The following is a 24,134-nucleotide window of genomic DNA, read 5'->3' on the forward strand; positions in this document are numbered from 1 at the left end:
TAACCTTATATTCATGAATCATTCCGCTACCGTCATCAAGGTTTCGCGCGGCGGCTCATACGCTTCAAGCTGCCGGAACAAAATCCCCTTCTGTTCCATCATGCGGGACACCTTGCCCGAATCCTTCGGATAAGGACGGTGGAACACAACCTCGACAATGCCGCTGTTGGCAAGCATATTCGCACAGGTCCAGCAGGGCTCATCCGTCACGTACACCGTACTGCCTTCCCTATCGATCCGGTCCGTGAATAGCAGCAGATTCTGCTCGGCATGAATAGTCCGGATGCAGCGCTGTTTCTTCACCATGCTCTCCTTGCCGTCCTGTACAACCAATTCATAATCCTCAGCGATCATACAACCCGCTTCCGAGCAATCAGGCACTCCCATCGGCGCGCCGTTATAAGCCGTTCCGAGCAGTTTCTTCCCCTGCACCAGCACCGCACCGACATGACGACGCGGGCATTGAGAGCGGGTAGAAACCATAAAGGCAATATCCATGAAATAAGTATCCCAATCTTTACGTTGATCTGCACTCATCATCTGTCACCTGTTCCTTATCAATATCCCCTTTATTGTAGCACATAGCTAAAGTCCGACGTAAGGCTTCATCTTCTCCAGCATTTTGGGCCCGATGCCTTTTACGTTCATCAAGTCAGCCTGACTTCGAAATGGACCGAACTGATTCCGGTAATCAATAATGGCCTTGGCCTTCGCTTCGCCAATGCCAGGCAGCTCCATAAGCGCTGCAGCATCCGCCGTGTTGACATTAATCAACCCGGATGAATCCGGAGCTGCTGGTGGCTGCGCTGTACGGTTAACAGGGGCTTGTTGCTGTAACTGCTGACCGACATCTTCAGCCTGAGGCGGAACCGAGGACGAAGCAGATTGGGCAGAAGCTGAAGAAGGAGCCGTATGATCTGCTACACTGCTCCCTGCCCCACCTTGGTCGTGGTTTGGCATGGGGTCCTTCACGTTACTTGCAGGTTCGATTTGCCCAGCCTGAGCGGTCTTTGCAGCATTCTTCGAATCTGTTCCGGCTTCAGCAGAGGCTTCAGCCGGTTCCACATCCTTATGCCGGGAATCAGCCCCGGACGTCTTCACACCCGCATTATCTTCGATGGCAAACACCTGCTCCAGCTGATCGTTTAGCGGCTGCCAGCCCTCGATCCCCGGATCCGTACCGCCGGCAAACAAGATAAACCCACAGCCGGCTATCGTCGCGGCAAGACTCCAACCTAAAGATATCCGTTTCATCTATGACCTCTCCTTATCATTAAAGTTCATTTGGTACAAACCCATGAATATTCTTCGGTTTCCCTACCGAAATCGCATGAAAAACCGTCATGAATCGGCATCTTCCCCGCATACATTAAACGTAAGGACGGTACATTTCTGCCGTAAAGCGCGAAAGGAGGGAACATACACATGAAGGTCGGTTTTATCGGTACGGGCAGCATGGGTAGTCTGTTGATCGATGCCTTCATTCAATCGGGCGCACTCCTGCCTGAGCAGATTCGGGTCAGCAACCGAAGCCCTGAAAAGCCGCTGCAGCTGGCAAAACGTCATCCCGGTCTGACGGTATGCAGCTGTAACACGGAGACGGCTTCTCAGAGCGACCTGCTATTCTTATGTATCAAACCGCTTGAATTCAAATCTGTCATCAGCGAAATCAAAGGCCGGCTTGAAGCCCGGCAAATCGCGATATCCATCACGAGTCCGGTCCAATTGATCCATCTGGAATCATCACTGCCCTGCAAGGTGGCAAAAATCATACCGAGCATCACCAACTTAACTGGAGGCGGAGCATCGTTATGCATGTACGGTTCCCGAATAAAAGAAGAAGACAGGCAGCTTATAGAAAGCCTCCTGTCTTATATCAGCAGGCCCGTTGAGATACTGGAATCGCACACGCGAATCACTTCCGATTTCTCCAGCTGCGGGCCTGCTTTTTTAAGTTTATTCATGGAAAAATGGATCGACGCTGCCGTTGAAATGACCGGAATCGACCGCAGGACCCTTAATGCATTAGCCGGTGAAATGCTGCTTGGCACCGGCAAGCTGCTAACGGAGGAGGGCTTCTCCCCCGAACAGCTGCAAGAGCGGGTGGCGGTTCCCGGAGGCATCACGGCCCAGGCTTTGGCACTGCTGGATTCAAACCTGAACGGATTGTTCTACCAATTGATCAAAACCACACACGACAAGTATGAGGAAGATTTGGCAAAACTGGATGCTGCCTTCGGTTTTACGATTAACCGGCCACGATATTGACCAGTTTACCCGGTACGGCAATGACTTTGCGAATACTCTTTCCTTCCAGCGCCTGCTTGACATTTGGAAGGGAGAGGCTATGTTGTTGCATGGCTTCTTGGTCCATGTCTTTCGAGATTTTGGCACGTTCTACGATTTTGCCGTTAACTTGAACGACAATCTCAACTTCGGCCTCTACAGTCCAAGCCTCGTCATACTCCGGCCATGGCACGTAGGTTACGCTCTCCGTGTAGCCTAAACGGCTCCACAGCTCTTCAGCCAGGTGAGGGGCCAGCGGGGAAAGCAGCTGAACGAAGTTCTCCATCGCTTTGCGCGGAAGCTCTTCCGTCTTGTACCCCTCGTTGATGAATACCATCAGCTGGCTGATCGCTGTGTTAAAGCGCATATGCTCAAAGTCTTCCGTTACTTTCTTAATCGTTTTGTGCAGCGTACGTTTGAATTCGTCCGTACCCTCGCCTTCCGCGATTTTAGGGTTCAATTGACCGTCGTCCCCGATGAACAGGCGCCATACCCGGGAGAGGAAACGATGTGTTCCTTCAACGCCGTTGGTGTTCCATGGCTTGGTCGCTTCCAGCGGCCCCATGAACATCTCGTACACGCGCAGCGTGTCGGCACCGTATTCGTTCACAATATCATCCGGATTGATGACATTGCCGCGGGACTTACTCATTTTCTCATTATTGTTGCCCAGGATCATACCCTGATTGACCAGCTTCTGGAAAGGCTCCTTCGTATCGACAACGCCCAGGTCATACAATACTTTGTGCCAGAAGCGCGCATACAGCAAATGAAGCACCGCATGCTCCACACCACCGATGTAGAGGTCAACCGGCAGCCATTCCTTCTGCTTCTCCTTAGAGCACAATTCCTCATTATTACGGGGATCGATGTAACGCAGGTAGTACCAGCAGCTGCCGGCCCATTGCGGCATCGTATTGGTCTCGCGGCGGGCTTTCATGCCGGTTTCGGGATCTACCGTTTCCACCCACTCCGTAACGTTAGCCAGCGGCGATTCGCCGGTACCGGAAGGTTTAATCTGATCCACATCCGGCAGCAGTAATGGAAGCTGATCTTCAGGCACGGTCTTCATCGTTCCGTCTTCCAGATGCAGAATCGGAATCGGCTCACCCCAGTAGCGTTGACGGCTGAACAGCCAGTCGCGCAGACGGTAAGTTACCTTCTTTTTTCCCTTGCCCTCTTTTTCCAGCCATTCATTCATCGCCTGGATAGCCGCTTCATTGTCCAACCCGTTCAAGAAGCCGGAATTCACATGCGCGCCACTGCCGCTGTATGCTTCCTCCTCGACATTTCCACCCTGAACGACTTCAATAATCGGAAGACCGAATTGCTTCGCGAACTCCCAGTCGCGGCTGTCATGACCCGGAACCGCCATAATGGCCCCCGTTCCGTAGCCGGCAAGCACATAATCCGCGATCCAGATCGGCACCTTAGCACCGTTTACCGGATTGATGGCGTACGCACCCGTGAATACACCGGTTTTATCCTTGGCCAAATCCGTCCGTTCCAGGTCACTTTTACGGGCTGCTTGATCTTGATAAGCCTTTACGGCTTCACGCTGATCGGCTGACGTAATCTTATCCACGAGGTCATGCTCCGGCGCCAGGACGCAGTAGGTTGCCCCGAACAGCGTATCCGGACGGGTTGTGAACACCTCCAGATGACCATCGTAACCTTCGATGTCAAAACGAACCTCAGCGCCTGTGGATTTGCCGATCCAGTTGCGCTGCATATCCTTCAGGCTTTCGCTCCAGTCCAGTTCATCCAAATCCTCAAGCAGACGATCCGCATATTCGGTAATACGCAGAATCCATTGGCGCATCGGTTTACGTACGACCGGATGGCCTCCGCGTTCGCTCTTGCCGTCGATGACCTCTTCGTTCGCAAGCACGGTACCGAGCGCTTCGCACCAGTTCACCGGCACTTCGGCCACATAGGCAAGGCCGCGCTTATAGAGCTGGATAAAGATCCACTGGGTCCATTTATAATATTCCGGATCGGTTGTGCTGATCTCACGGTCCCAATCATACGAGAAGCCGAGAGATTTGATCTGGCGGCGGAACGTATCAATATTCTGCACGGTAAACTCGCGAGGATGTTTGCCTGTGTCCATTGCATACTGCTCCGCTGGCAGACCGAAAGCATCCCATCCCATAGGATGAAGCACGTTGTATCCGCGCATCCGCTTGTAACGGGACACGATGTCAGTCGCTGTATACCCCTCCGGATGTCCTACATGCAAGCCTGCGCCTGATGGGTACGGAAACATATCCAGCGCGTAAAATTTCGGTTTGGATGATGAATCTTCCGTTTTAAAGGTTTTGTTCTCATCCCAGTATTGCTGCCATTTCGGTTCGATGGCCTGCGGCTGGTAGCCGTGGCCGGTTGGTTGATTGTCCGTCATACTTCATTGCTCCTCCTTCACAGTCGAGAGACAAGGCCTACGCCATTGCCCAAAAAAACAAAAAAACCTCATCATCCATAGCGCTGATCGCTAGGGACGAGAGGTTTGATTCCCGTGGTACCACCCTAGTTAGCCAAAGGCATGCTTTGCCTTTCACTCCCTTTGCATCCTTATCGCGGATGAGACGACGGTGCTTCAGCGGCCGAATCTGCCGGAATACAGCCCTCCAGCGGCCGGGTTAACACCATTGCTCCGAGGCGAGTTCATCCCTATCGTCAACCGGTTTTCACCAGACACCGGCTCTCTGCATGATCGAAAGTGGAACGATTGATCCTCATCATCGCGTTCATATTACCGTTTTAATGTGGCTATTATACCCAAAAAGTCCGATCAAGTCAACGGAAGCTCTTCACCGCTTCTGCGATAATATTCCGGCGTCGTCCCGACCATGGCCTTGAACATCCGGCTGAAATGTGCCAAATGCTTGAAGCCTGCCGCCTGGCTGATTTCCGTGATGCTGAGATGCGGGTGGAGCCTGAGCAAAATTTTAGCTTGGTTAATCCGCCGGTGATACAAATATTTAAACACCGTCGTTCCGGTAACCTCCTTAAACAAGGAGGATAAATAGTGTTTCGTAATATGCATATCGCGGGCGATTCGCTCCAGCGTCAGATCATGCATGTAGTTTTCCTCGACAAACGATACGACATGCTGGACATGCCGCTCTTTCTCGGAGATGGAGTCCTGATCCTGCACAGCGTCCTGGCACCAATCCGCGATGACATACATCATCTCCTGAATACGCAAGGTCATCCGTTCCTGGCGGAAACCGGCCGTGGATGCCGAGAGGCGATGTATATCAGCCAGCATCCCTTCGAATTCGTCCCGGTTTGCCCCTGTCAGTGTCATGCGATGATTACGCAGCGTTTCGAAGGGGTCCAGCAATATCGATCTGGCCGTCTCCGAAAGCCCCTTGCAAATCCAGGCTGGATCGAAATGCAGAATGCTTCTGACGTATCTGGCATCAGGCTCTACATTCGGACAATGGAGCGTGAGTCCGTTCATCAGGAGCAGATCCCCCGGCTTCAGGGCAAAGATGGAATCACCGATCAAATAAGTGCAGCGTCCTTCGTGAAAATAATAAATCTCATAAAAAGCATGCGAATGAAACTGCCCGCCCGACAACGGCCGTTCATTGTAATAGATCAGATCAAACGGCGCTTGCAGCTGCATGCGATCAAATCCCGGCATCATATGGGAAGATGAGGTCATCTAGAGAATCGCCCCTTTAGCGATTTTGGAGTTATATAACCCTCAACGTATCGGGGTTTTCTCTATTATATATGATTTTATGGAATGCGCACGGCTTCATTTTGGGCAATCACGCACAATTCTCCGGCTTTGAAGGCGTGATCCTGGGACATGGCATGTTCCGTACGTTCCAGACAATCCAGGATAAGCTCTCCGAAGAATGGGTAGCCTACCTTGCCTCGAAGCTCCATATGAAACTCTCCCTCGCCATTAACCAGGTACAGATGATCGCCCTGCGGATTCCTTGCGATATCGATGTATTTGCGAAGCTCAATGTATCCTTCTGTGCCCAGAATAAAGGTTCTTCCGTCACCCCAGGTGCCTAGGCCTCCAGGTGTCAGCCAGTCGACACGGAAATAATTCGTAGCCCCGTTGTCTCCCACTAGCGTTGCATCTCCAAAATCCTCCAGCTCCGGGTACTCCGGATTCGCATAATTGCCCACCTTGCTGCTGAGCACCTTGGCATCGCGGCAGCCCGCAAAAAACAAAAACTGTTCAATCTGGTGGGAGCCGATATCACACAGAATGCCGCCGTACTGTTGATGACGGAAAAACCAGTCCGGACGGGAGGGCGCATTTAATCGGTGCGGTCCTGTTCCCATCACCTGCACCACTCGCCCGATTGCCCCGTCCTGGATCAGACTTCCTGCATGGACGGCACTCTCCACATGCAGCCGTTCACTGTAATAGACCATGTACTTCTTACCTGTCTCCTCGGCTTTCGCGCGAGCAGCGTTCACCTGCTCCAGCGTGGTGAAAGGCGTTTTATCCGTAAAATAATCCTTGCCATGCGACATGACCTTCAGTCCAAGCTCGCATCTTTCCGAAGGAATGGCGGCAGCCGCTACCAGATGAACCTCCGCATCCTGAAGCACCTGTGCTTCGGACGAAGCGACCGTTACACTTGGATAAGCCTTGCAAAAAGCCGCAACCTTCACGGGGTCTGAGTCATACACCCACTTCAACGTCGCCCCGGCCTCAATTAATCCGTTACACATGCCGTATATATGGCCATGCTCCAGCGACATGGCGGCAAAAATAAACTCTCCGGGCTTGCACACCGGCTGGGCTTTGCCCACCGGCGCATAGAGCATTCCATTACTGCGGTCCATACCACGCGCCCCCCGATTTTGATTTAGTAGGATCCAAACGTTTTGCTCATATCCACTGCCCCGATCTCCTTGACCGTTTTCTGAGCGGAAGAATGTGTGATCCGTTCCTGCAGCATTTCGTAATACAGGTCTTCGTTAAGAGGCAGATCAACCCAATTGTCGGTCCAGGTGGACAGATGCATGGCATTGGACAGCGTCAATCCATGGATTCCCTCTTCACCCGGGGCAATCAATGGCGTTCCATGCAAAATGGCATCCGCAAAGTTCTGGATAATACCGCTATGATGCGGATTATCCCCCCAGATCGGCACCTCGCATTTCCAGCATTCCGGTTCGCCGAAGCCCCCGGTAAACTGCCGATTGAATTCCGGTTCAGGCACACGAAGGCGCCAGAAGGTAAGCTTGCCGTCCTCGATGACGATTTTTCCGCGGTCCCCCGTCACTTCATATCGGTTAGTGCCCGGCGCTTCACCCGTTGTCGTAATAAACACGGCGGTAGCACCATTCTCGTATTCCGCATAAGCCGTCACGTCATCTTCGACTTCGATGTTCCGGTACTTGCCGAAGGCGCAAAATGCACGAATTCTCTTTGGCATCATGCCGGTCGTCCACTGCCAGAGGTCCAGCTGATGCGGGGACTGGTTAATCAGCACCCCTCCGCCTTCTCCGGCCCAGGTAGCTCGCCATCCGCCTGAATCATAATAGCTCTGGGACCGGTACCAATTCGTTATGATCCAGTTCATCCGCCGGATCTCCCCGAGTTCACCGTCTGCTATGAGCTCTTTCAGCTTCTTGTACAGCGGATTGCAGCGCTGGTTGTACATAATCGAGAATACTTTGCCGCTGGCTTCAGCCGCGCGGTTCATTTCCCGTACTTGCTTCGTGTAAACGCCTGCCGGTTTCTCGATCAGGACATGGAGTCCATGATTCAGGCACTCGATCGCCACTTGAGGATGGGCATAATGGGGCGTCGCAATAATGACTGCATCGATCTCCCCCGATGAGATCATAGCGCCCGTATCACTCCAAATTTTCACGTCCGAAGGCAGCGTTTCCCTCGCTTCTTCCTGTTTGGCAGGACTCAGATCGCATATCGCGCTAAGCCGCGCGCCCTTGATCCGCCCGGACGCTAGCGTTCTGGCATGCGAAAAACCCATCCCCAGTCCAATAACCCCTACTCTTACCTGATCCATATCTGTAGCCTCCTTCAAAAGTGACCTACGCGTTTTGTTTCTGGTCTGACCACATCTTCATCTGCTCGGCAAAACGAACAAGCATCTCCCTGGACTCCAGCGTTCCGCTAAAATCTTCGATTCCGTAGTAACCTTCATAGCCAACCGATTGCAAATCCTGTATGACCTGCTTCCATGGCACGGCCCCCTGGGCAAGCGGGACCCATTCCCCGGACCACGACGCCGAGGTGCCATCCTCGGAAGGCGTTTTGCGGTAACCTCCGTTTTTCACGTGGACATGAGCCAGGTAGGGACCCAGAAGCTCCAAGCCCATCCGGTAGTTCTCGTAACCTTCATGGACCATGTTGCCTGGATCATACAGCACGCCGATATGCTGCGGATTGAAGTGGGATACAAGCCGATGCGTCAGTCCGGCGCTCGGGGTGATCGTAAGATGATGCGTTTCCACCACTCCCTTGACCCCGTAAGCCGCAGCGAGATCCTGTACCTCATGCAGGTAACGGACCGCCTGGTCGTACAGCTCGTTGTAATTGCGCTTTCGGTCATATCCCGGAATACCCACCCGAATAAAGGAGGCTCCGATCAGCTTGGCCGCCTGCATGACCTTCTCCGTTCCTTCCACATCACCGCATGTCAGATAAGGAACGACCGCCAGACTGCGCAGTCCATGCTTGTCGGCTGCTTGCTGAAACCTGAGCCAATCCTCCTGCGTGCCGTTCGGATCCATGGAGCAGCGGTTATGCCGCCAGAAGGAGGGCTTCTCCTCGGCAGCATCGGCAGGAATCTCTTTAAAGCGCCATTCGATCCCTTCAATACCGGCATCCGCCGCAGCTTTTGCCAACTCCTCAGGCTGTAAATCAGGGGTTGCGACTGTGAATACGGACAGTTTCATGACTCATTCATCCTCTCTTAACCTAATGAACTAGCTTATGCATCATTTGACCATCATTGAACTCAAATACTGACATTCAGAGCGTACCGGATGCATAGAATCATTCTTTTAGATAGCGCTCTCATTTCTGTACATCTTATCTATCCCTCATCGTAGCACAGTCCTGGAAGCAAACCCATATCCCTTCCAATGAACCTTAACCACAGTCAAATAAAGCAGAAAAGAAATGTCTTTGAATATAATGAATTCATACACAACGAAAAGAAGCATTTTCTTTCATCTGTACAGACGAAAGAAAATGCTTCTCGTAAAAGGATATTCGTTTATTTTACGGCAACGTAGAACAGCCGGGATGCATCCTGGCCCGCTTCCATCCACTCAAAATCGGCATAACATTTCACATCCCGGAATCCGGCCTTAACCAGCTCGACCTTCATCCATTCCGGTTCATATCCCCGCTGCACATGCGTTTCCTCAAAGCGACGGTAGACCGTAGGATCTTGGTTATCCCGCGCAAAGATGGAGAGATGATGTTCAATCTCCATCCGGCGTTCATCCAGGTCGCATGTCCAAATGTAGGATACTTCCCGTTCATCCAGCACAAATGGCTGTTCTACGTCGTATCGTAGGAGCGTGTTCGGGTGATGCACATCAAACAGGAACGTGCCGCCATCCTTGAGACCGTTGTAAGTCCTGGCAAAAGCGGAGCGTATGTCTTTTTCTTCCAGCAGGTAGTTCACACAATCACAAAATGAAATGACGGAATCCACCTGCTCGGGCAGCTCCCACGAACGCATGTCCTGTTGTACCCAGCGGACGCTGCCTTCCCGGAACAATCGATGCCCCTGGGGTGTGCCCTCCAGCTTTCGTCTGGCAACCGAGAGCATATCTGCCGACAGATCTATTCCTGTTACCTCGAAACCGGAGTTTACGAGCGGAATGGTGATACTGCCCGTCCCGCATCCAAGCTCAACGACGCTTTTTGGCATTCCGTGCTTATCCCAGGCGGTTCTCGCAAAGCGAATCCAATCCGGGTACGGCATGTCTTCCATGAGTTGATCATATACGTAAGCAAACTTGCGGTAAGACAACATGATGACACCACTTTCCTTAGAAGCTTCCCCTACCTTGCCGGGTTATTCGTTTGAACCGGAGTTCTCCTCTTGATTGACCATGTACGTCCAGCTGTCCTTTTGCTTAACCAAACCGTCCTTCATCAGCTTGCCAAGCGCGCGTTTAAAGGCGGATTTGCTAATGCCGAACCGCTGCTTGATGATGTCGGGCGGCGTTTCATCCGAATACGGCATCGCATGGCCCGGACGCTCCTTCAGAAAAGCAAGCAGCCGATCTGCATCATCCGTCCGGCCGATCTCTTTTTGCGGAACCATCGACAGGTTGACCCTGCCATCTTCCCGGATATGACTGACCCGGACCTTCACCTCTTCGCCAAGCCGCAGCATACGCGTCCGTTCCGAGGAGTGGATCATGCCGATCGCGCCGAAACCGATCACACCGCCATCGATGATGACAAACGTGCCCATCTGTAGCGGTTTGTACACCAAAGCAGTGAACCATTGGCCCTTCCAAGATTCAGGCGCATGGAACGCAAGCGGAGTTAGCTCTTGTTCTCCGGCGAGTTTGGCGCGAAGTCGTCCTTGCTTATCATGCTCCATGATGACAAACACATGATCTCCCACTTGCGGGTGAAGCTCCCGCATCTCCGGCAATTCCCGGATCGGAAGCAAAAGTTGTCGGCCCAGCCCCATCTCGAGGAAACAGCCAAGGCGCGGATGAACGTCCGCCACCTCAAGCTTAGCTGTTTCACCCAGCGTAAGGTAAGGCTTCTTCATCGTTGCGGCCAGGCGGTCTTCCGTATCGAAGAAGATAAAGACCTCTACCGTATCCCCAGGCTCAATTTTACCCGTGAGCTCCGAATAGTGAAGAAGCACATCCCGATCTCCGCCATCCAGAAAATAACCGTAAGGGGACACTTCTCTGGAAACGACGAGTTTCGTTAATGTGCCGGCAATCAAACTCATACGTTCTCCACCACTTTAGCATCCGACCACAGTCGCTCGATGTTGTAATATTCGCGTTCATCGCGATGGAAGATATGAACGATCACGTCTCCGAGGTCCATCAGCACCCAGCGGGCTGCATCCATTCCCTCCAGTCCGCGCAGAGCTACTCCCGCATCATGCGCCTGTTTACGGATTTCGGTTGCGATTGCTTGCACCTGTGTATCCGAGTTACCGTGGCAAATGACAAAATAATCTGCGATCAGGGAAATTCCTCTGAGATCCAGGACCACGATATCCATCGCTTTTTTATCTTCAGCGGCAGTTACTGCCACATTTAACAATTCATTCGGGTTCAACGTCATGAATTCGCCTCCAATTGCTTAATTAGATCGTTGCGGGCTTGTACCGTCAACGGAAAAATGATTTGTCTGCGCGAAAGCAGATGTCCGATCGTCGAATCAAAACCGGCTGCAAGCGCCTCTTCAAGGCTATGGTTGGCCAGTTCGCGAATATTATTCACGCCGGGGAAATCCCGTCCCGGTTCCATATAATCCGCAAGGCAGACCACTTTGTCAAGCAGCTTCATGCCTATGCGCCCTGACGTATGGTAACGGATGGCATCAAGCACCTCCGCATCCGTCACGCCATATTCGTGCTCCGCTACGAACGCACCGACCTCAGCATGCCAAAGCTGCTTATCGTAATGGAGCAGCTCTTCGGAAAGCGCGTGCTCCACCATCATTTGATGAAGCTTTTGCACGGGCCAGTATTTGGCCACATCATGCAGGATGGCGGCTAATTCCGCCTTAACCGGATCGGCCCCGAACCTCTTCGCAAGGATGACCGCGGTTTCCATTACGCCTTTGGTGTGCTCCCAGCGCTTCGCGGGCATCTGAGAGGATACGGCTTCAATGAGTTCTTCACGGCTGTACTCCATAAATACCGCTCCTAACAATATAATCGTATACACGGTCCGGCACCATATAACGGATGGACGAGCCTGATGCGGCTCTGCTCCGAATCAGGGTGGAGGATATTTCGATCAGCGGCATTTCCGCTGTCACGACCACCTTTTGCAGGAAATCAGGCAGATCATCCACCGATAGTCTGGTTCCGGGACGGTTAAGCCCAATAAAAGTCAGCATTTCCGCCAGCTCCCCGATCCGGTTCCACTTGGGAAGATACGCTACCATATCCGCCCCGATAATGAACGAGAAATCATGCTCGGGATACGTGTTCCGCAGCTCTCTTACCGTGTCCACGGTATAGGATACGCCGCCGCGTTTCACTTCCCAATCCAATGTACGAAAAGATGGATGGTCGGCTACAGCCTCAGCGGTCATCTCCAGCCTCATCAGGCCGGTTACGCCGGCATCTTCCTTGTGCGGGGGAATGTGGCTGGGCATAAACCATACCTCTTCCAGATCGTAAGCGTCCCGCGCGCACTCGGCTGCGAGCATATGCCCGATATGAATGGGATCGAAGGTTCCGCCCATTATCCCTACCTTCATCCGGGTTCACCTCCCCTAATAAGAGAGTTATTCTATATCCGCCAAGCTGGAGCCATCAGGGCTCCCTTACGGCAATTCGATGGTTTTGTGGTCTTTCGATTCTTTATAAAGCACGATCGTCTTGCCGATAACCTGAACCAGTTCCGCCCCGGCACCTTCAGCAAGCTCCTCGGCGATTTCGCGGGGATCTTCGAGACAGTTGTTGAGCACGGATACTTTCATGAGCTCCCGCTTCTCAATCGCCTCGGAAATGTGCCGGATCAGATGCTCATTGCTGCCTCCCTTGCCTACCTGGAACAGCGGATCCAGATGATGCGCAAGCGAACGTAAATGTCGTTTTTGCTTTCCTGTTAACATGCTTGGTCATTACTCCTTAAATATTCAATTATTAAAGCCTGCTGCTTGTCGAAAGCTATATTGTAGCTTTTGCATAAGCATTAATCAATAAACAAGATATTAAACCTCGGATTGGAAGCTGGTCAGAACCGCTTCCTTCATAGCCTGTACGGGCGCCGTCAGACCTGTCCAATATTCGAATGCATACGCCCCTTGGTTGATGAACATCCCGAGTCCGCCATGCACCGTGCATTGCCGAAGCGCGCTTTCCCGTAACAGCTCGGTCTTCAACGGATTATAGATCAGATCGCTGACAACGATCCCTTCCGGTATATATTCCGCTGGAACGGGAAGCTCGGAAACCCGGGGAAACATGCCCACCGAGGTGGTGTTGATCAAGACATCGGCATCCGACAATGCCTCTCTGGCATGATCCTCTCCGTATCCCCTCAAGTCGGCGAGCGCACTCCACTCCTCGGCCAATGCCAGCGCTTTGTCGGATGTCCGATTCACAATGGAAATCTTCTCGGGCTCTTCAACGGTAAGAGCATAGATGATCCCCCTGGCCGCTCCGCCGGCGCCGATGACGACGATGCGTTTTCCCTTAAGATCGGGACAGGCTTCATCTTTTAATGAACGAACATAGCCGATGCCGTCCGTATTATAACCGGTCAATTTGCCATTGTCGTTGACGATGGTATTCACGGCACCGATGCGCCGCGCCCCTTCATCGACGACATCCAGATACTTCATAACCTCCACCTTGTGCGGGATCGTTACGTTCACTCCGCGGAATCCCAGCGCTTTAACAGCTTGGATGGCGTCACCAAGCCCCTCCGGACGTATATGAAAGGGTACATAGGCCCCTGACAAACCCAGGGCGGTAATGGCCGCATGATGCATAGCCGGTGATTTCGAGTGACCGATAGGGTCCCCCATTACGCCAAGGAGCAAATAATCACGCTCGATCATTGGATTCACTTTCATTTCTCCCCTATCTCTCCCATGATAAACCGGGCGGTGTACCAAAGCGATTTTAACACTTATATCAAGGATGGACGCGACAGAACTTTGATTCCTTTAGGTGCATGAACCGCCACGAGCGCTCCTTGTTCACCATTGATCTTGATCCAGCCGAGCCCCGAGATAAACACGTCTTGGCGGGTCCCCTTAGGAATACGAATTTCATGTCTTGTCCACTCCGGCAGTTCTTCAATTCGTTCCTTGGTCGGCGGTGAGAGGAGCTCTCCGGCATGCTCGGCAAATAACGAATCCGCCCGTTCCAGCTTGGTCCGATGAATGCCTAATCTGCCGCTGATAAAGCAAGTAAAGGATTGGTGCTCTCCTTGCAGAAAATCAAAACGGCCGAAACCTCCGAAGAAGAGCGTCTGTCCTTCGTTCAACTGGTATACCATCGGCTTCAGCGGATTCTCCGGCATGACCGTCCCCAAATCCTCACGGCTCACAAGCTCGCTATAGCGCCATGGGTACACAATGCCTGGCGTATCGATAATATACCGGCCGTCGTCCAGCGGAATATTGACCATGTCCAGCGTCGTTCCCGGATAACGGGAAACGGTCAGTTCCTGATCCAGATCGCTGTAGTCGCGGATCAGACGATTAATCAAGCTGGATTTACCCACATTCGTGGCGCCAACCACGTAGACGTCCCGGTCGCCTCGGTAATGCGCAACCGTCTCCAGCAGCCGCTCAAAGCCTTGATTCTTCTTCGCGCTGCAGAGCACGATGTCTTCGGTTCTCAGTCCATGCTCCTTGCACTGCTTCTGCACCCAATTGAGAACTTTGTTCCAATTGGTGACCTTCGGGAGAAGATCGGTCTTGTTAACGGCCAGAATCACCGGATTGTTGCCGACAAACCGCTGCAGTCCCGAAATAAGACTCCCTTCAAAATCGAAGAGGTCCACGATATGAATGACAAGCGCGTTCTTGCCGCCGATCTGTCCCAGCAGCCGTAAAAACTCATCCTGGTCTACGGCAACCGAGGACGCTTCATTATAATTCTTAATCCGGAAACAGCGCTGGCAAATAACCGGGTCGCGGTCCCAAGCCTTCTCCGGCAAATAGCCCGGCTTGTCCTGTGCTGCACTCTGTAGCTGTATGCCGCAGCCGCTGCACTTCTTGATGTCTTCTCCGCCAGTAGGCAACGTCATGATTTCGGTTCCTCCTCCATCCATAATCCTTTCTTGCGCAAACGGGTCAATGCGATGCGCTCCACCCGGCGATTGACCAGGCGCGTAAACCACCCCTCATCGTTGATGGCGATGGGCATAACCAATACCGTATACAGACCCAGCCGATTTCCGCCATATACGTCGGTCAGCATCTGGTCGCCGACAACAACCGTTTTATCCGGCGTGAGCTCCATCATCTTCATCGCTTTGCGAAACGGGGTATTGCTTGGTTTACGGGCTTCATGCACATATTGGATATCCAGCGGCGTCGCAAATTTAGACACGCGTTCAAGCTGGTTATTCGAGACGATGATAAGCTGGAAACCGATCTCCTTCACCCTTTTGAACCAAACGACCAGTTCCGGCGTGGCTACCGGTGCCTTGGCCCCCACAAGGGTATTATCCAAATCGGTAATGATCCCCCGATACCCCTGCTCATATAATTCCTCTAGGTTAATATCAAAAACCGTATTGACACGGAGCTTTGGGATTAACATTTCAAACAAGTTCGTCACCTCAATTTCATACGAAAAACTATACCATATTCCGGTTCCTTAGTAAAAATAATCACGAGCCTTTTTCTTCCCTTATACCACATCGCTACCTTCACCAGCAAAAGACCACCCGGCGGCTGTTTGGAAGCGGACCGGGCGGTCTTGAAATGATCGGATATCAGAACGTGTATGCATACCGAGCTATCCTGATACACCCAACAACAACCACCATCACGCGGTCTGTCTTCTTGGATTAGGTTGATAGACGTTTCTCGGGTACGATGCGGACCTTCTTAATGGACTTCTTCAGCTTCTCAGCATCATGTTGGACGGAGCGCCACTGCTCCTCCTTCACTTCAGCCGGGCTGTAACGAGCGGCTTCAAATTGCTGCAGCAGCGGTCTCATCTCCGCTCCCAGCTCAGGGTGTGCACTTACCCAGCGGCCAACCGATTCACGGAGCGTTTCATGTTCCTGCCTCACCAAGCCTCTGCGCTGCACGGAACGAATCCATCGTTCGGTTTCGGCAATGACTTTATCCGCTGCCGTCAGCGGCTTGCCAGCCCGAATACGCGCCCCGGCAAAACGCAGGCTGATGCGCATTCTCCATACGATGTACAGAATCCACAATACGATAACAACCACCGCGGCCGTTACAACAACTTTAACCCACCCGGGCTGCTGGTGATCAGAGGTTGCTGCTGGCGTAGTCTTGTCCTCTGCGTTCTCTTCTTCTTCAACTTCTTCCTCAATGACAGGCTCAGCGTCTGTGTCTGCCGTCAGAATCGGCATGCTGAAGCCCGGTGTCGCTTCAATCGGAACCCAGCCGTACTCGCCGAAGTATACTTCAACCCAGGAATGAGCGTCGGCATTCGTAACGGTATAGTTTCCGGGCTCAATCGAGGTTTGACCATCGGCCGGTACGTACTCCGAAGCCGTCATTCTTCCCGGCGCGTAGCCTTTGACCCAGCGTGCAGGGATATCCAGCGACCGTGTCATCATCACCAAGGATGTCGAGAAATAATCGCAATACCCTTCCTGGATTTCAAACAGAAACGCATCCACAAAATCATCGCTCTGCTTACGCGTAAGATCGGGCGTGTTGGTATAGGTAAAGTTGCTCGATAAATATTGTTGCAAGAGCATGACCTTCTCATACGGCGTATCTCCGCCCGCGGTAATTTCTTCGGCGAGATCGGAAACACGGTCAGGGAAGTTTCTCGGCATCTGGATATAAGCATCGTCAATTGAGCCGGAATATAGTTCATCATAAGTTCTGGTACTCAGCTCATCGATTGGAATCACCGGCACTTCCGACGTTAAAGTATAACTCTTCGGATAGTCCGCATTACGAACGTCGTCCAGATGCATTTCCGCGCCTTCCTGCAGCCAGCTGAGCCGATCCGGATCGATATCCTCATCCATACTTTCCAACTGACGCACGGTATAGGCACCGAACAATACCGGATACACCGTATCACTCAGCATCGTTACGGACTGCTCCAACGTTTTGGTAGGAACGGATGCGCTGGCTTCTCCCGGCAATTCCTCACCGATGCCCACGCCCGTGCCGGAACGCCGGCTGTTGGCTCCGTCCGCCCAACCCGTTCCCGAATATACAGCTCTGGTTTCCCCTCGCCAATAGCTGCGTTCATCCGAGGTAATCGACATCACCGGTGAATAGTCAAAATTAAAACCGCCGCCAAGGTCGTTGTCCTCACGTCCATATCCGGACATGCTTTCAGACGGTGACTCGATAAGGGTTCCGGTTCCGGTTGTACTGCCGCCGGATAACGGTACCCCGTTCCACTCTCTCCACGCCGTGTAAGGATCCGTTAACGTGGGCTTCACATGCGGCATGTTCACGCCGGCCACAATGATCAACGAGAAGATGACCAGAATGTTGGCGATAATCTTAAAGGGATACTTCGATAAATTGACCCATCCCTGCGGAAAGCGTCTGCGAAACCGGTTAAAATGGCTGGATACGAGCCAGCCCATCCCCGCTCCGACAACCCAAGCGATCTCATCCCACAGCACGATTTTCGTAAAGGAATCGAGCACGGCAAAACCGATGACGTTGATCCCGACTACAAAAAGCACGCGCCCCTTGGTTTTGGCCCACCGCGCAAGGAACAGAAAAGCGGCCCATGCGGCGATAGCAAACCACAAATAAGGAAAAAGATACATGATTTCCTCGGTCAGAGCCCCTTCAGCGCCAAAGGCAGGAACCGGATTACCATAAGTTTTCAGCAAACTGTATACACAATACAGGATCAAAATAAACTGGATAAGCACCCGGTACCCTTGCTTGATCGGCAGCAGCGCTTCGGTAACCGCCGTAATGGTTAACGCTGCAATAACGATGGCTGTCGTTTCCGAGAGCCATATCGTCTCCGTAAAGGACACCCACTGCATCCCGATGATCCAGATCCATAGCATCGTTAGCGTACTAAAGAATGTCGTAGATAGTTTGTCCAGCCATAACTTCATCATGCACCACCTCCCAGCGCAGCCGGAAGCTCGTCAAGAGAAGCAACCGAATAGCTTGAAATCCCCCGGGATTGCAGAAGCGAAATGGATTCATCGCGTTTATTCGTTTCATTGGAATTGGTTACTTGCAAGAAGCAAGGGTTCATTCCCCTGGTCTCCACCCAGCGCATGATCTCCGAAGCGTCCTTGCCGCTCATCGGACTGATCAGCAGGAACAGGGCCCCTTTTGGAAAATGGCGATAGGATTTCTCCAGGGAAGCAATCAATTTGGTTTTTCGGTCATAATCCACGTCAACCAAATGCTGAATCATGCGCATCCGCTCTCCGGCGTGATCGGCGGGAGCGAACATCCGAGCTTCGCGGGTAGCCGTGAACAGGCCTGTACCCGCATGCTCCTTGGCGCCATATTCGATCAGCGACGCAGCTGCCGATACAGCCAATTCGAATTGCTGGGCATGATCATATCCGTCCGCGGTGCAGTCGAGCACGATCATCGTTCTGGGAAAGGATTCATGCTCAAATTCCTTCGACTTCCACGAGCCGGTCTTCGCCGTTGCATTCCAGTGAATCCGGGAGATCCGGTCGCCATATACATAATCGCGGACCCCGTTGATCTGCGTTGTTTCCCGTCTTGAAGCCGAAACTGTTGTATGCGTGCCGCCCAACCTGGAATTCCGTATATTTCGCTGCCATCTGGGAATATATATGGTTCTCGGCAGAACGCGGAAATCGGTCTGGACTTCAATGCGTCCCTTGTGCTCCATTAATCCGAATATATCCTCGCTAATGCATTCCGTCTTTGAAAAAGCATACCGCCCCCGTTCAAGCGGAGGGGTCTGAAATACAAGCTTGCCCGCACCGCGGAGGTTCGGAATGACGCTATCTTCAAAAGACCAGGAGTCGCCGTTGTGCCTCTGCAATACTTCACGCACGATCATATAGGGCATCGGCAGCAATCCCGGAACATGGACCTCCAGCTTCACGCGGACCTGTTCACCGGCATGAAGATGTTCTCCTCCTCGCTCCGATCCTCCCAGCACGCTTCGCCGGGCTTTCACGCGATTGACTCCGCCAAAGCCTGCACCGATCAAATAGATTGTCAGAAGGCTGACCATGGAGAAAAGCATGAGCGAGGTTTTGCCCCCCTGAAATAAAACATACAAAAGACATAGGCACCACACCGCCAATACCGCTGCGAGTCTAGACGGCTGCATGCCATTCAAAAATAACGAAACCGCGCGGCGCATGCCTATCTCCCCATCTGAACAGGCACTTTGACCTGACGCAGTATAAACTCGAGCACCGATTCGGGACTCGCATTGTCGAGCCTGGCTTCCGGACGCAGCATGATCCGGTGCGAAAGCACGTATGGAGCCAGCGTCTTCACATCATCTGGCAGAACGTAATCCCTCTCTTGCAGGAAGGCATAGGCTTTAACGGCATTCATGAATGACAGCGTCGCCCGGGGACTTGCGCCCAGCATAACGGAAGGGTGCTCGCGGGTCGATCGGGTTATATTCAGCAAGTAATCGGCGACGGGGTCACCGATGAATACCTCGCGAATTTCACGTTGAATAGTCGAAATCTTATCCATATGCGTCACCGGCTGAAGTTTGTCCGCCAGTTGACCGTCGCGCGAACGGTACATCAGCTGCTTCTCCGTGGCAGCATCAGGGTAACCCAGGCTCAGCTTCAGCATAAACCGGTCCAGCTGTGCTTCCGGGAGCATATAGGTGCCTTCAAAATCGATCGGGTTCTGGGTCGCGCACAGCATGAAGGGATGAGGAAGTTCGTGGGTAGCCCCATCCACTGTTACGCTGCGCTCCTCCATGACCTCAAGCAGGGCCGATTGCGTCTTGGTTGTCGCTCGATTGATTTCATCCGCCAGCAAAATGTTGGTCATGACCGGACCTGGACGGAAGTAAAACATTTCATCTCTCGGGTGGAATACCGAAACGCCCGTTATATCACTCGGGAGAATATCCGGGTTGCACTGTATGCGGCGGTAGTCTCCCTGCATGGATTTCGCTAATGCTTTGATCAATTGGGTCTTTCCAGTGCCGGGCACATCCTCGATCAGTACATGTCCGCCAGCGAGCAGCGCCGTAAGGAGCAATTGGATCTCAAATTCTTTGCCTAGCAGGCACGACTCCAGATTGGTTCGCACCGAGGTAATGATTTTCATGGATTCTTGGCTTACGGGCATGTATGACTAACCTCCTGTAAGGGAATAAATACTTATTTTAGTACTATTGTACATGATCGAGGTCCCGGAGTACATTCGAAGAGATATTTTGCCTATTCACCTTTTTATTGTCCCTCTCAACAGAAAAAGACCCCGGCATGATGCCAGGGCCCTCTCCTTCTTGATGATTCAGTTTTATCCCTTCGGACGGACGAACAGCGCCGCCAGGAAAGAGAAAATGATGGCCGAGGATATTCCCGCACTGGTGACTTCGAATATCCCCGTCACGACCCCGATCCAGCCGTCCCTCCCCAGCTCCGTCAAGGCGCCATGCACAAGCGAATTACCAAAGCTGGTGATCGGAACGGAAGCTCCCGCTCCCGCGAATTTAACAAGCGGCTCATACAATCCCAACCCATCGGCGATGGCTCCGGCGACCACTAACGAACTCATTGTATGTGCCGGAGTCAGTTTAATAACGTCCATCATAATTTGCCCAATGACGCAAATCAGGCCGCCAATAATAAACGCCCATAAAAACTGCATGGTGTTATCCTCCCATCTCTAAGGCTACAGCGTGAGCGATGCACGGAATGCTCTCACCCTGCTGGTAAGAAAGAGGCGACAGCAAGGCCCCGGTTGCAACGACCAGCACCTTTTTCAATTCGCCTTTACGCATCCGTTTCAAAATATGGCCATACGTAACAACAGCCGAACAGCCGCAGCCGCTGCCCCCTGCATTAACGTATTTCTGCGTTTCCAAGTCGTAGATCATTAAGCCGCAGTCGGCAAACACCGTACCGTCCATGATGACATCATTTTGTTTCAAAAGATCTTTGGCTATCGGAAGCCCAACGGAGGCCAGGTCACCGGTCACGATCAGATCATAATCCTTCGCTTGCCGGCCTGTGTCTTTAAAGTGCTTTGTTATCGTATCGGCTGCCGCCGGAGCCATTGCCGCCCCCATATTGAACGGATCCTTGATGCCCAGATCAACCACTTTGCCGATAGTGGCATACGTGACAGCAGGACCGTCTCCCTTGTCCGAAATGACCGAGCAGCCTGCTCCGGTAATCGTATATTGCGCATACGGCGGTTTCTGCGATCCGTACTCAGTCGGATAACGAAACTGCTTCTCGACCGTACAGTTGTGGCTCGCCGTGCCGGCCATGACATACTTGGCCCCTCCTGAATCCACGAGCATGGAGGCCACCGCGAGGCTCTCCATCGATGTAGAGCAAGCTCCGAATACGCCGATGTAAGGCACACCCAACTGTCTTGCGGCAAACGAGCTGCTGATGATCTGGTTCATCAAGTCCCCGCCCACAAAAAACTGCAGCTGGTCTTCCTTGATGCCAGCCTTTTCGACCGCCTTGCTTGAAGCATCCTCCAGCAGTTTTCGTTCCGCTTTTTCCCATGTTTTTTCGTTGATCTCAATATTGTCGTAGATATAGTCGAAATCATCGGCGAGTGGCCCTTCGCCTTCCTCAGGTCCTACAATCGTCCCCGTGCCGATAATGACGGGTTTGTTCTCGAACTGCCAGGTTTGGCCGATCACCTTCATTTCTCGTTACCTCCCCTCGATGCCAAAAATAGCGTAAATGATACCGATGATAAACGCAGCGACGGTACCAAATACAATGACTGACCCCGCCAGCTTAAACATGCTGGCCCCGACCCCCAGTACCAAACCCTCCGCGCGGTGCTCAAGCGCTGCGGAGCACATGGAATTCGCAAACCCCGTAACCGGCACGGCGCTGCCTGCTCCCGCCCATTGCGCGATTTTGTCATACACGCCGAAGCTGGTCAGAATGACGGAGAGTATAATCAGCACGGCTACCGTCGGATTGCTCGCTTCCGTGGTGCTCATGTCGAATACGGACATAAAAAACCGCTGAATGCATTGGCCGATCAAACAGATGAGACCTCCCACCAAAAAAGCGCGCAGACAATTTTTAAGTACGGCGCGGGGAGGTTCATGCTTTTTGGCAATCGCCTGATATTCCGCCGAGCTCATTGTGGTGATATCTGACTTAGGCTTTTGGTTAGAGCCTGACATTTCAATACACCTCCGCTTTATTTAAGTATGGAATCCTCAAAAAACGCTAAAGAGCCGCTATGGATATCACTCGATATCATTATGCTTTGAATGAACTCCCTTTATGTTTGGAAAATCATCCTTCTCACTTGGTAATCACAGCTTGTCCTAACGCCAAGATTGCCCCACACGAAAATCAGCCTCCAGGAGTATCCCTGAAAGCTGAAATAAGAGTCGCCTGCCATCATTGCTGGACCCGGTCATTATATAAGAATGTATTTCAGCAAAATGACGAGGAGGATGAACAGAACCATAATGAGCAGAAGTTCTCTGACTTCGGCATGATAGACATTTACCTCAATCCCATGGTGCTTCATACTCTGCTCCTTCCCTCAGACAGCCAAAATTCCACTTCGTTTCTACATGGTATTCCTTTCCCGGATGCAGGGTGCTTGTTCCAATTACTTTTAAATGACGTGTCCTTAACGGCACGGGTTTTGTAGACTTTTCAGATATATAGGGGCATACTAGAAAAGGAAAAACTCTTACATACCTTTTTTAAAGGAGCGATTTCGTAATGAATGAATCAACACTGGAATTATTTCGTACTTTGACGGAATTCCCGGCTGCACCGGGCTTTGAGAGGGAACTTCGTTCCTGGTTGAAGGATGCCCTCTCTCCATATACAGATGAGTTCGTGCAGGATCGGCTGGGCAGTCTGTTCGCCGTTCTTCGCGGTAACGATGAAGGTCCGAAAGTCATGGTGGCCGGTCACATGGATGAGGTCGGGTTCATGGTAACCGGCATAACCGAAGCGGGTATGGTCCGTTTCCAGCCGCTCGGCGGCTGGTGGAGTCAGGCCGTGCTTGCTCAGCGCCTGCAAATCATCACGGACAACGGCCCTGTCGTCGGAGTTGTCGGCTCCATTCCTACGCATCTGCTGGATGAAGCGCAGCGCAGCAAGCCGGTTGACATCAAGACCATGTATATCGATATCGGTGCCGACAACAAGGCGGAAGCGGAAGCGTTTGGCATTCATCCCGGATTGCAAGTGGTTCCGATCTGTGAATTCACGCCGCTGGCCAATCCGAAAAAAATCATGGCCAAAGCGTGGGATAACCGCTATGGCGTTGGCCTGGCGATCGAGCTGGTCCAGGCGCTCCATGGCGAGAAGCTGCCTAACACCGTTTACGCCGGCGCAACCGTCCAAGAAGAGCTCGGACTGCGTGGAGCACGTACTTCAGCCAACCTGATTCAGCCGGATATTTTCTTCGGATTGGATGCCAGCGCGGCAAACGACATGATGGGGGACAAGAGCCAGTTCGGCCAATTGGGTCAAGGCGCACTGCTTCGCATCTTCGATCCGACAATGCTGACTCACCGCGGAATGGTCGAATACGTTCAAGATACGGCGGAGACAAACAAAATCAAATACCAATACTTCGTCTCGCCGGGCGGCACGGACGCAGGCCAAGTGCATCTTAGCGGCATCGGTGTTCCGTCTACCATCATCGGCATTTGCTCCCGCTATATCCATACATCTTCGTCCATCATCCACACGGACGACTACGAAGCTGCTAAAGAACTTCTGATCAAGCTCGTGAAAGGTTTGGATCGCACGACACTCCAGACGATTCTCGACCGGGCGTAATCTATAAGAAAAGGGTA

At 52.4% G+C, this 24,134-nt stretch carries 24 protein-coding genes and 1 other annotated feature; of the genes, 2 read left to right on the top strand and 22 right to left on the bottom strand.

The features are described from left to right. Nucleotides 1-18: 18 nt before the first annotated feature. Together PLA01S_RS10970 and PLA01S_RS10975 are read right to left on the bottom strand one after the other, a co-directional pair. Complete coding sequence (locus PLA01S_RS10970) at nt 19-537, bottom strand: deoxycytidylate deaminase (RefSeq protein ID WP_100535884.1); 519 nt, start codon at nt 535-537, stop codon at nt 19-21. A 48-nt stretch (nt 538-585) separates the two neighbouring features. After that, a complete protein-coding gene (locus PLA01S_RS10975) occupies nt 586-1,254 on the bottom strand; it encodes a ComEA family DNA-binding protein (protein WP_127592142.1) in 669 nt (222 codons plus the stop codon). 171 nt (nt 1,255-1,425) lie between these two features. Here PLA01S_RS10975 and comER point away from each other — a divergent pair, with 171 nt between their 5' ends. Beyond that, a complete protein-coding gene (gene comER / locus PLA01S_RS10980) occupies nt 1,426-2,268 on the top strand; it encodes a late competence protein ComER (RefSeq protein ID WP_127592144.1) in 843 nt (280 codons plus the stop codon). On the opposite strand, the gene leuS is transcribed toward comER, so the two are convergent. The 20 genes from leuS to spoVAC form a co-directional block, all read right to left on the bottom strand. Continuing rightward, a complete protein-coding gene (leuS, locus tag PLA01S_RS10985) occupies nt 2,249-4,690 on the bottom strand; it encodes a leucine--tRNA ligase (protein ID WP_127592146.1) in 2,442 nt (813 codons plus the stop codon). The two genes, comER and leuS, sit on opposite strands and share 20 nt — an antisense overlap. A gap of 89 nt (nt 4,691-4,779) precedes the next feature. Further along, nucleotides 4,780-5,040: a binding site (T-box leader), on the bottom strand. Nucleotides 5,041-5,080: 40 nt separating this feature from the next. After that, nucleotides 5,081-5,962, bottom strand: coding sequence for an AraC family transcriptional regulator (locus tag PLA01S_RS10990; protein WP_127592148.1), 882 nt, complete (start codon nt 5,960-5,962; stop codon nt 5,081-5,083). A gap of 77 nt (nt 5,963-6,039) precedes the next feature. Then, entirely contained in the window at nt 6,040-7,113 is a 1,074-nt protein-coding gene (locus PLA01S_RS10995) for a Gfo/Idh/MocA family protein (RefSeq protein ID WP_127592149.1), read from the bottom strand. 23 nt (nt 7,114-7,136) lie between these two features. Next, nucleotides 7,137-8,306, bottom strand: a complete 1,170-nt coding sequence (locus tag PLA01S_RS11000; protein WP_127592151.1) for a Gfo/Idh/MocA family protein — start codon at nt 8,304-8,306, stop codon at nt 7,137-7,139. 25 nt (nt 8,307-8,331) lie between these two features. Then, on the bottom strand, nt 8,332-9,198 hold the full coding sequence (locus PLA01S_RS11005; protein WP_127592153.1) for a sugar phosphate isomerase/epimerase family protein: 867 nt from the start codon (nt 9,196-9,198) through the stop codon (nt 8,332-8,334). Nucleotides 9,199-9,521: 323 nt separating this feature from the next. Beyond that, entirely contained in the window at nt 9,522-10,292 is a 771-nt protein-coding gene (locus tag PLA01S_RS11010; RefSeq protein ID WP_127592155.1) for a class I SAM-dependent DNA methyltransferase, read from the bottom strand. Nucleotides 10,293-10,334: 42 nt separating this feature from the next. Next, nucleotides 10,335-11,237, bottom strand: a complete 903-nt coding sequence (locus tag PLA01S_RS11015; RefSeq protein WP_127592157.1) for a CvfB family protein — start codon at nt 11,235-11,237, stop codon at nt 10,335-10,337. Then, on the bottom strand, nt 11,234-11,581 hold the full coding sequence (rsfS, locus tag PLA01S_RS11020) for a ribosome silencing factor (protein WP_127592159.1): 348 nt from the start codon (nt 11,579-11,581) through the stop codon (nt 11,234-11,236). Before rsfS ends, PLA01S_RS11015 begins: the two co-directional genes overlap by 4 nt. Then, nucleotides 11,578-12,156, bottom strand: a complete 579-nt coding sequence (yqeK, locus tag PLA01S_RS11025; protein WP_127592160.1) for a bis(5'-nucleosyl)-tetraphosphatase (symmetrical) YqeK — start codon at nt 12,154-12,156, stop codon at nt 11,578-11,580. Before yqeK ends, rsfS begins: the two co-directional genes overlap by 4 nt. Further along, nucleotides 12,140-12,730: a nicotinate-nucleotide adenylyltransferase gene (gene nadD / locus PLA01S_RS11030; RefSeq protein ID WP_127592161.1), complete on the bottom strand. Its 591-nt coding sequence runs from the start codon at nt 12,728-12,730 to the stop codon at nt 12,140-12,142. Before nadD ends, yqeK begins: the two co-directional genes overlap by 17 nt. A gap of 66 nt (nt 12,731-12,796) precedes the next feature. Further along, a complete protein-coding gene (yhbY, locus tag PLA01S_RS11035) occupies nt 12,797-13,087 on the bottom strand; it encodes a ribosome assembly RNA-binding protein YhbY (RefSeq protein WP_076320548.1) in 291 nt (96 codons plus the stop codon). A gap of 99 nt (nt 13,088-13,186) precedes the next feature. Further along, nucleotides 13,187-14,053, bottom strand: a complete 867-nt coding sequence (locus PLA01S_RS11040; protein ID WP_127592162.1) for a shikimate dehydrogenase — start codon at nt 14,051-14,053, stop codon at nt 13,187-13,189. 56 nt (nt 14,054-14,109) lie between these two features. Further along, on the bottom strand, nt 14,110-15,237 hold the full coding sequence (gene yqeH, locus PLA01S_RS11045; protein ID WP_127592163.1) for a ribosome biogenesis GTPase YqeH: 1,128 nt from the start codon (nt 15,235-15,237) through the stop codon (nt 14,110-14,112). Continuing rightward, entirely contained in the window at nt 15,234-15,764 is a 531-nt protein-coding gene (locus PLA01S_RS11050; RefSeq protein ID WP_100535870.1) for a YqeG family HAD IIIA-type phosphatase, read from the bottom strand. Before PLA01S_RS11050 ends, yqeH begins: the two co-directional genes overlap by 4 nt. A 241-nt stretch (nt 15,765-16,005) precedes the next feature. After that, the gene (locus PLA01S_RS11055; RefSeq protein WP_246059425.1) at nt 16,006-18,243 is read right to left on the bottom strand and encodes a DUF4129 domain-containing transglutaminase family protein; all 2,238 of its coding nucleotides are present in this window, start codon (nt 18,241-18,243) and stop codon (nt 16,006-16,008) included. Continuing rightward, a complete protein-coding gene (locus PLA01S_RS11060) occupies nt 18,243-19,490 on the bottom strand; it encodes a DUF58 domain-containing protein (RefSeq protein WP_127592165.1) in 1,248 nt (415 codons plus the stop codon). Before PLA01S_RS11060 ends, PLA01S_RS11055 begins: the two co-directional genes overlap by 1 nt. 2 nt (nt 19,491-19,492) lie before the next feature. Then, entirely contained in the window at nt 19,493-20,449 is a 957-nt protein-coding gene (locus tag PLA01S_RS11065; RefSeq protein ID WP_127592166.1) for an AAA family ATPase, read from the bottom strand. A gap of 174 nt (nt 20,450-20,623) precedes the next feature. Continuing rightward, nucleotides 20,624-20,974 (bottom strand): stage V sporulation protein AE, encoded by a 351-nt coding sequence (gene spoVAE / locus PLA01S_RS11070; protein WP_127592168.1) that lies wholly within the window; start codon nt 20,972-20,974, stop codon nt 20,624-20,626. Nucleotides 20,975-20,978: 4 nt separating this feature from the next. Beyond that, complete coding sequence (gene spoVAD / locus PLA01S_RS11075; protein WP_100535865.1) at nt 20,979-21,992, bottom strand: stage V sporulation protein AD; 1,014 nt, start codon at nt 21,990-21,992, stop codon at nt 20,979-20,981. Between the two features lie 6 nt (nt 21,993-21,998). After that, complete coding sequence (spoVAC, locus tag PLA01S_RS11080; protein ID WP_100535864.1) at nt 21,999-22,487, bottom strand: stage V sporulation protein AC; 489 nt, start codon at nt 22,485-22,487, stop codon at nt 21,999-22,001. 556 nt (nt 22,488-23,043) lie between these two features. On the opposite strand from spoVAC, the gene PLA01S_RS11085 reads away from it, so the two are divergent. Next, nucleotides 23,044-24,117 carry a M42 family metallopeptidase gene (locus PLA01S_RS11085; protein WP_127592170.1) on the top strand — a complete coding sequence of 358 codons (1,074 nt, stop codon included), beginning with the start codon at nt 23,044-23,046 and terminating at the stop codon, nt 24,115-24,117. The last annotated feature ends 17 nt before the right edge of the window (nt 24,118-24,134 follow it).

This window comes from Paenibacillus lautus NBRC 15380, assembly GCF_004000945.1.
GTDB classification, from domain to species: domain Bacteria; phylum Bacillota; class Bacilli; order Paenibacillales; family Paenibacillaceae; genus Paenibacillus_AQ; species Paenibacillus_AQ lautus.

What these genes read in the sequence shown, in the direction of transcription:
- PLA01S_RS10970 (WP_100535884.1), bottom strand. Translation starts at nt 537, where the DNA reads ATGAGTGCAGATCAACGTAAAGATTGGGATACTTATTTCATGGATATT.
- PLA01S_RS10975 (WP_127592142.1), bottom strand. Translation starts at nt 1,254, where the DNA reads ATGAAACGGATATCTTTAGGTTGGAGTCTTGCCGCGACGATAGCCGGC.
- comER (WP_127592144.1), top strand. Translation starts at nt 1,426, where the DNA reads ATGAAGGTCGGTTTTATCGGTACGGGCAGCATGGGTAGTCTGTTGATC.
- leuS (WP_127592146.1), bottom strand. Translation starts at nt 4,690, where the DNA reads ATGACGGACAATCAACCAACCGGCCACGGCTACCAGCCGCAGGCCATC.
- PLA01S_RS10990 (WP_127592148.1), bottom strand. Translation starts at nt 5,962, where the DNA reads ATGACCTCATCTTCCCATATGATGCCGGGATTTGATCGCATGCAGCTG.
- PLA01S_RS10995 (WP_127592149.1), bottom strand. Translation starts at nt 7,113, where the DNA reads ATGGACCGCAGTAATGGAATGCTCTATGCGCCGGTGGGCAAAGCCCAG.
- PLA01S_RS11000 (WP_127592151.1), bottom strand. Translation starts at nt 8,306, where the DNA reads ATGGATCAGGTAAGAGTAGGGGTTATTGGACTGGGGATGGGTTTTTCG.
- PLA01S_RS11005 (WP_127592153.1), bottom strand. Translation starts at nt 9,198, where the DNA reads ATGAAACTGTCCGTATTCACAGTCGCAACCCCTGATTTACAGCCTGAG.
- PLA01S_RS11010 (WP_127592155.1), bottom strand. Translation starts at nt 10,292, where the DNA reads ATGTTGTCTTACCGCAAGTTTGCTTACGTATATGATCAACTCATGGAA.
- PLA01S_RS11015 (WP_127592157.1), bottom strand. Translation starts at nt 11,237, where the DNA reads ATGAGTTTGATTGCCGGCACATTAACGAAACTCGTCGTTTCCAGAGAA.
- rsfS (WP_127592159.1), bottom strand. Translation starts at nt 11,581, where the DNA reads ATGACGTTGAACCCGAATGAATTGTTAAATGTGGCAGTAACTGCCGCT.
- yqeK (WP_127592160.1), bottom strand. Translation starts at nt 12,156, where the DNA reads ATGGAGTACAGCCGTGAAGAACTCATTGAAGCCGTATCCTCTCAGATG.
- nadD (WP_127592161.1), bottom strand. Translation starts at nt 12,730, where the DNA reads ATGAAGGTAGGGATAATGGGCGGAACCTTCGATCCCATTCATATCGGG.
- yhbY (WP_076320548.1), bottom strand. Translation starts at nt 13,087, where the DNA reads ATGTTAACAGGAAAGCAAAAACGACATTTACGTTCGCTTGCGCATCAT.
- PLA01S_RS11040 (WP_127592162.1), bottom strand. Translation starts at nt 14,053, where the DNA reads ATGAAAGTGAATCCAATGATCGAGCGTGATTATTTGCTCCTTGGCGTA.
- yqeH (WP_127592163.1), bottom strand. Translation starts at nt 15,237, where the DNA reads ATGACGTTGCCTACTGGCGGAGAAGACATCAAGAAGTGCAGCGGCTGC.
- PLA01S_RS11055 (WP_246059425.1), bottom strand. Translation starts at nt 18,243, where the DNA reads ATGAAGTTATGGCTGGACAAACTATCTACGACATTCTTTAGTACGCTA.
- PLA01S_RS11060 (WP_127592165.1), bottom strand. Translation starts at nt 19,490, where the DNA reads ATGCGCCGCGCGGTTTCGTTATTTTTGAATGGCATGCAGCCGTCTAGA.
- PLA01S_RS11065 (WP_127592166.1), bottom strand. Translation starts at nt 20,449, where the DNA reads ATGCCCGTAAGCCAAGAATCCATGAAAATCATTACCTCGGTGCGAACC.
- spoVAE (WP_127592168.1), bottom strand. Translation starts at nt 20,974, where the DNA reads ATGCAGTTTTTATGGGCGTTTATTATTGGCGGCCTGATTTGCGTCATT.
- spoVAD (WP_100535865.1), bottom strand. Translation starts at nt 21,992, where the DNA reads ATGAAGGTGATCGGCCAAACCTGGCAGTTCGAGAACAAACCCGTCATT.
- spoVAC (WP_100535864.1), bottom strand. Translation starts at nt 22,487, where the DNA reads ATGTCAGGCTCTAACCAAAAGCCTAAGTCAGATATCACCACAATGAGC.
- PLA01S_RS11085 (WP_127592170.1), top strand. Translation starts at nt 23,044, where the DNA reads ATGAATGAATCAACACTGGAATTATTTCGTACTTTGACGGAATTCCCG.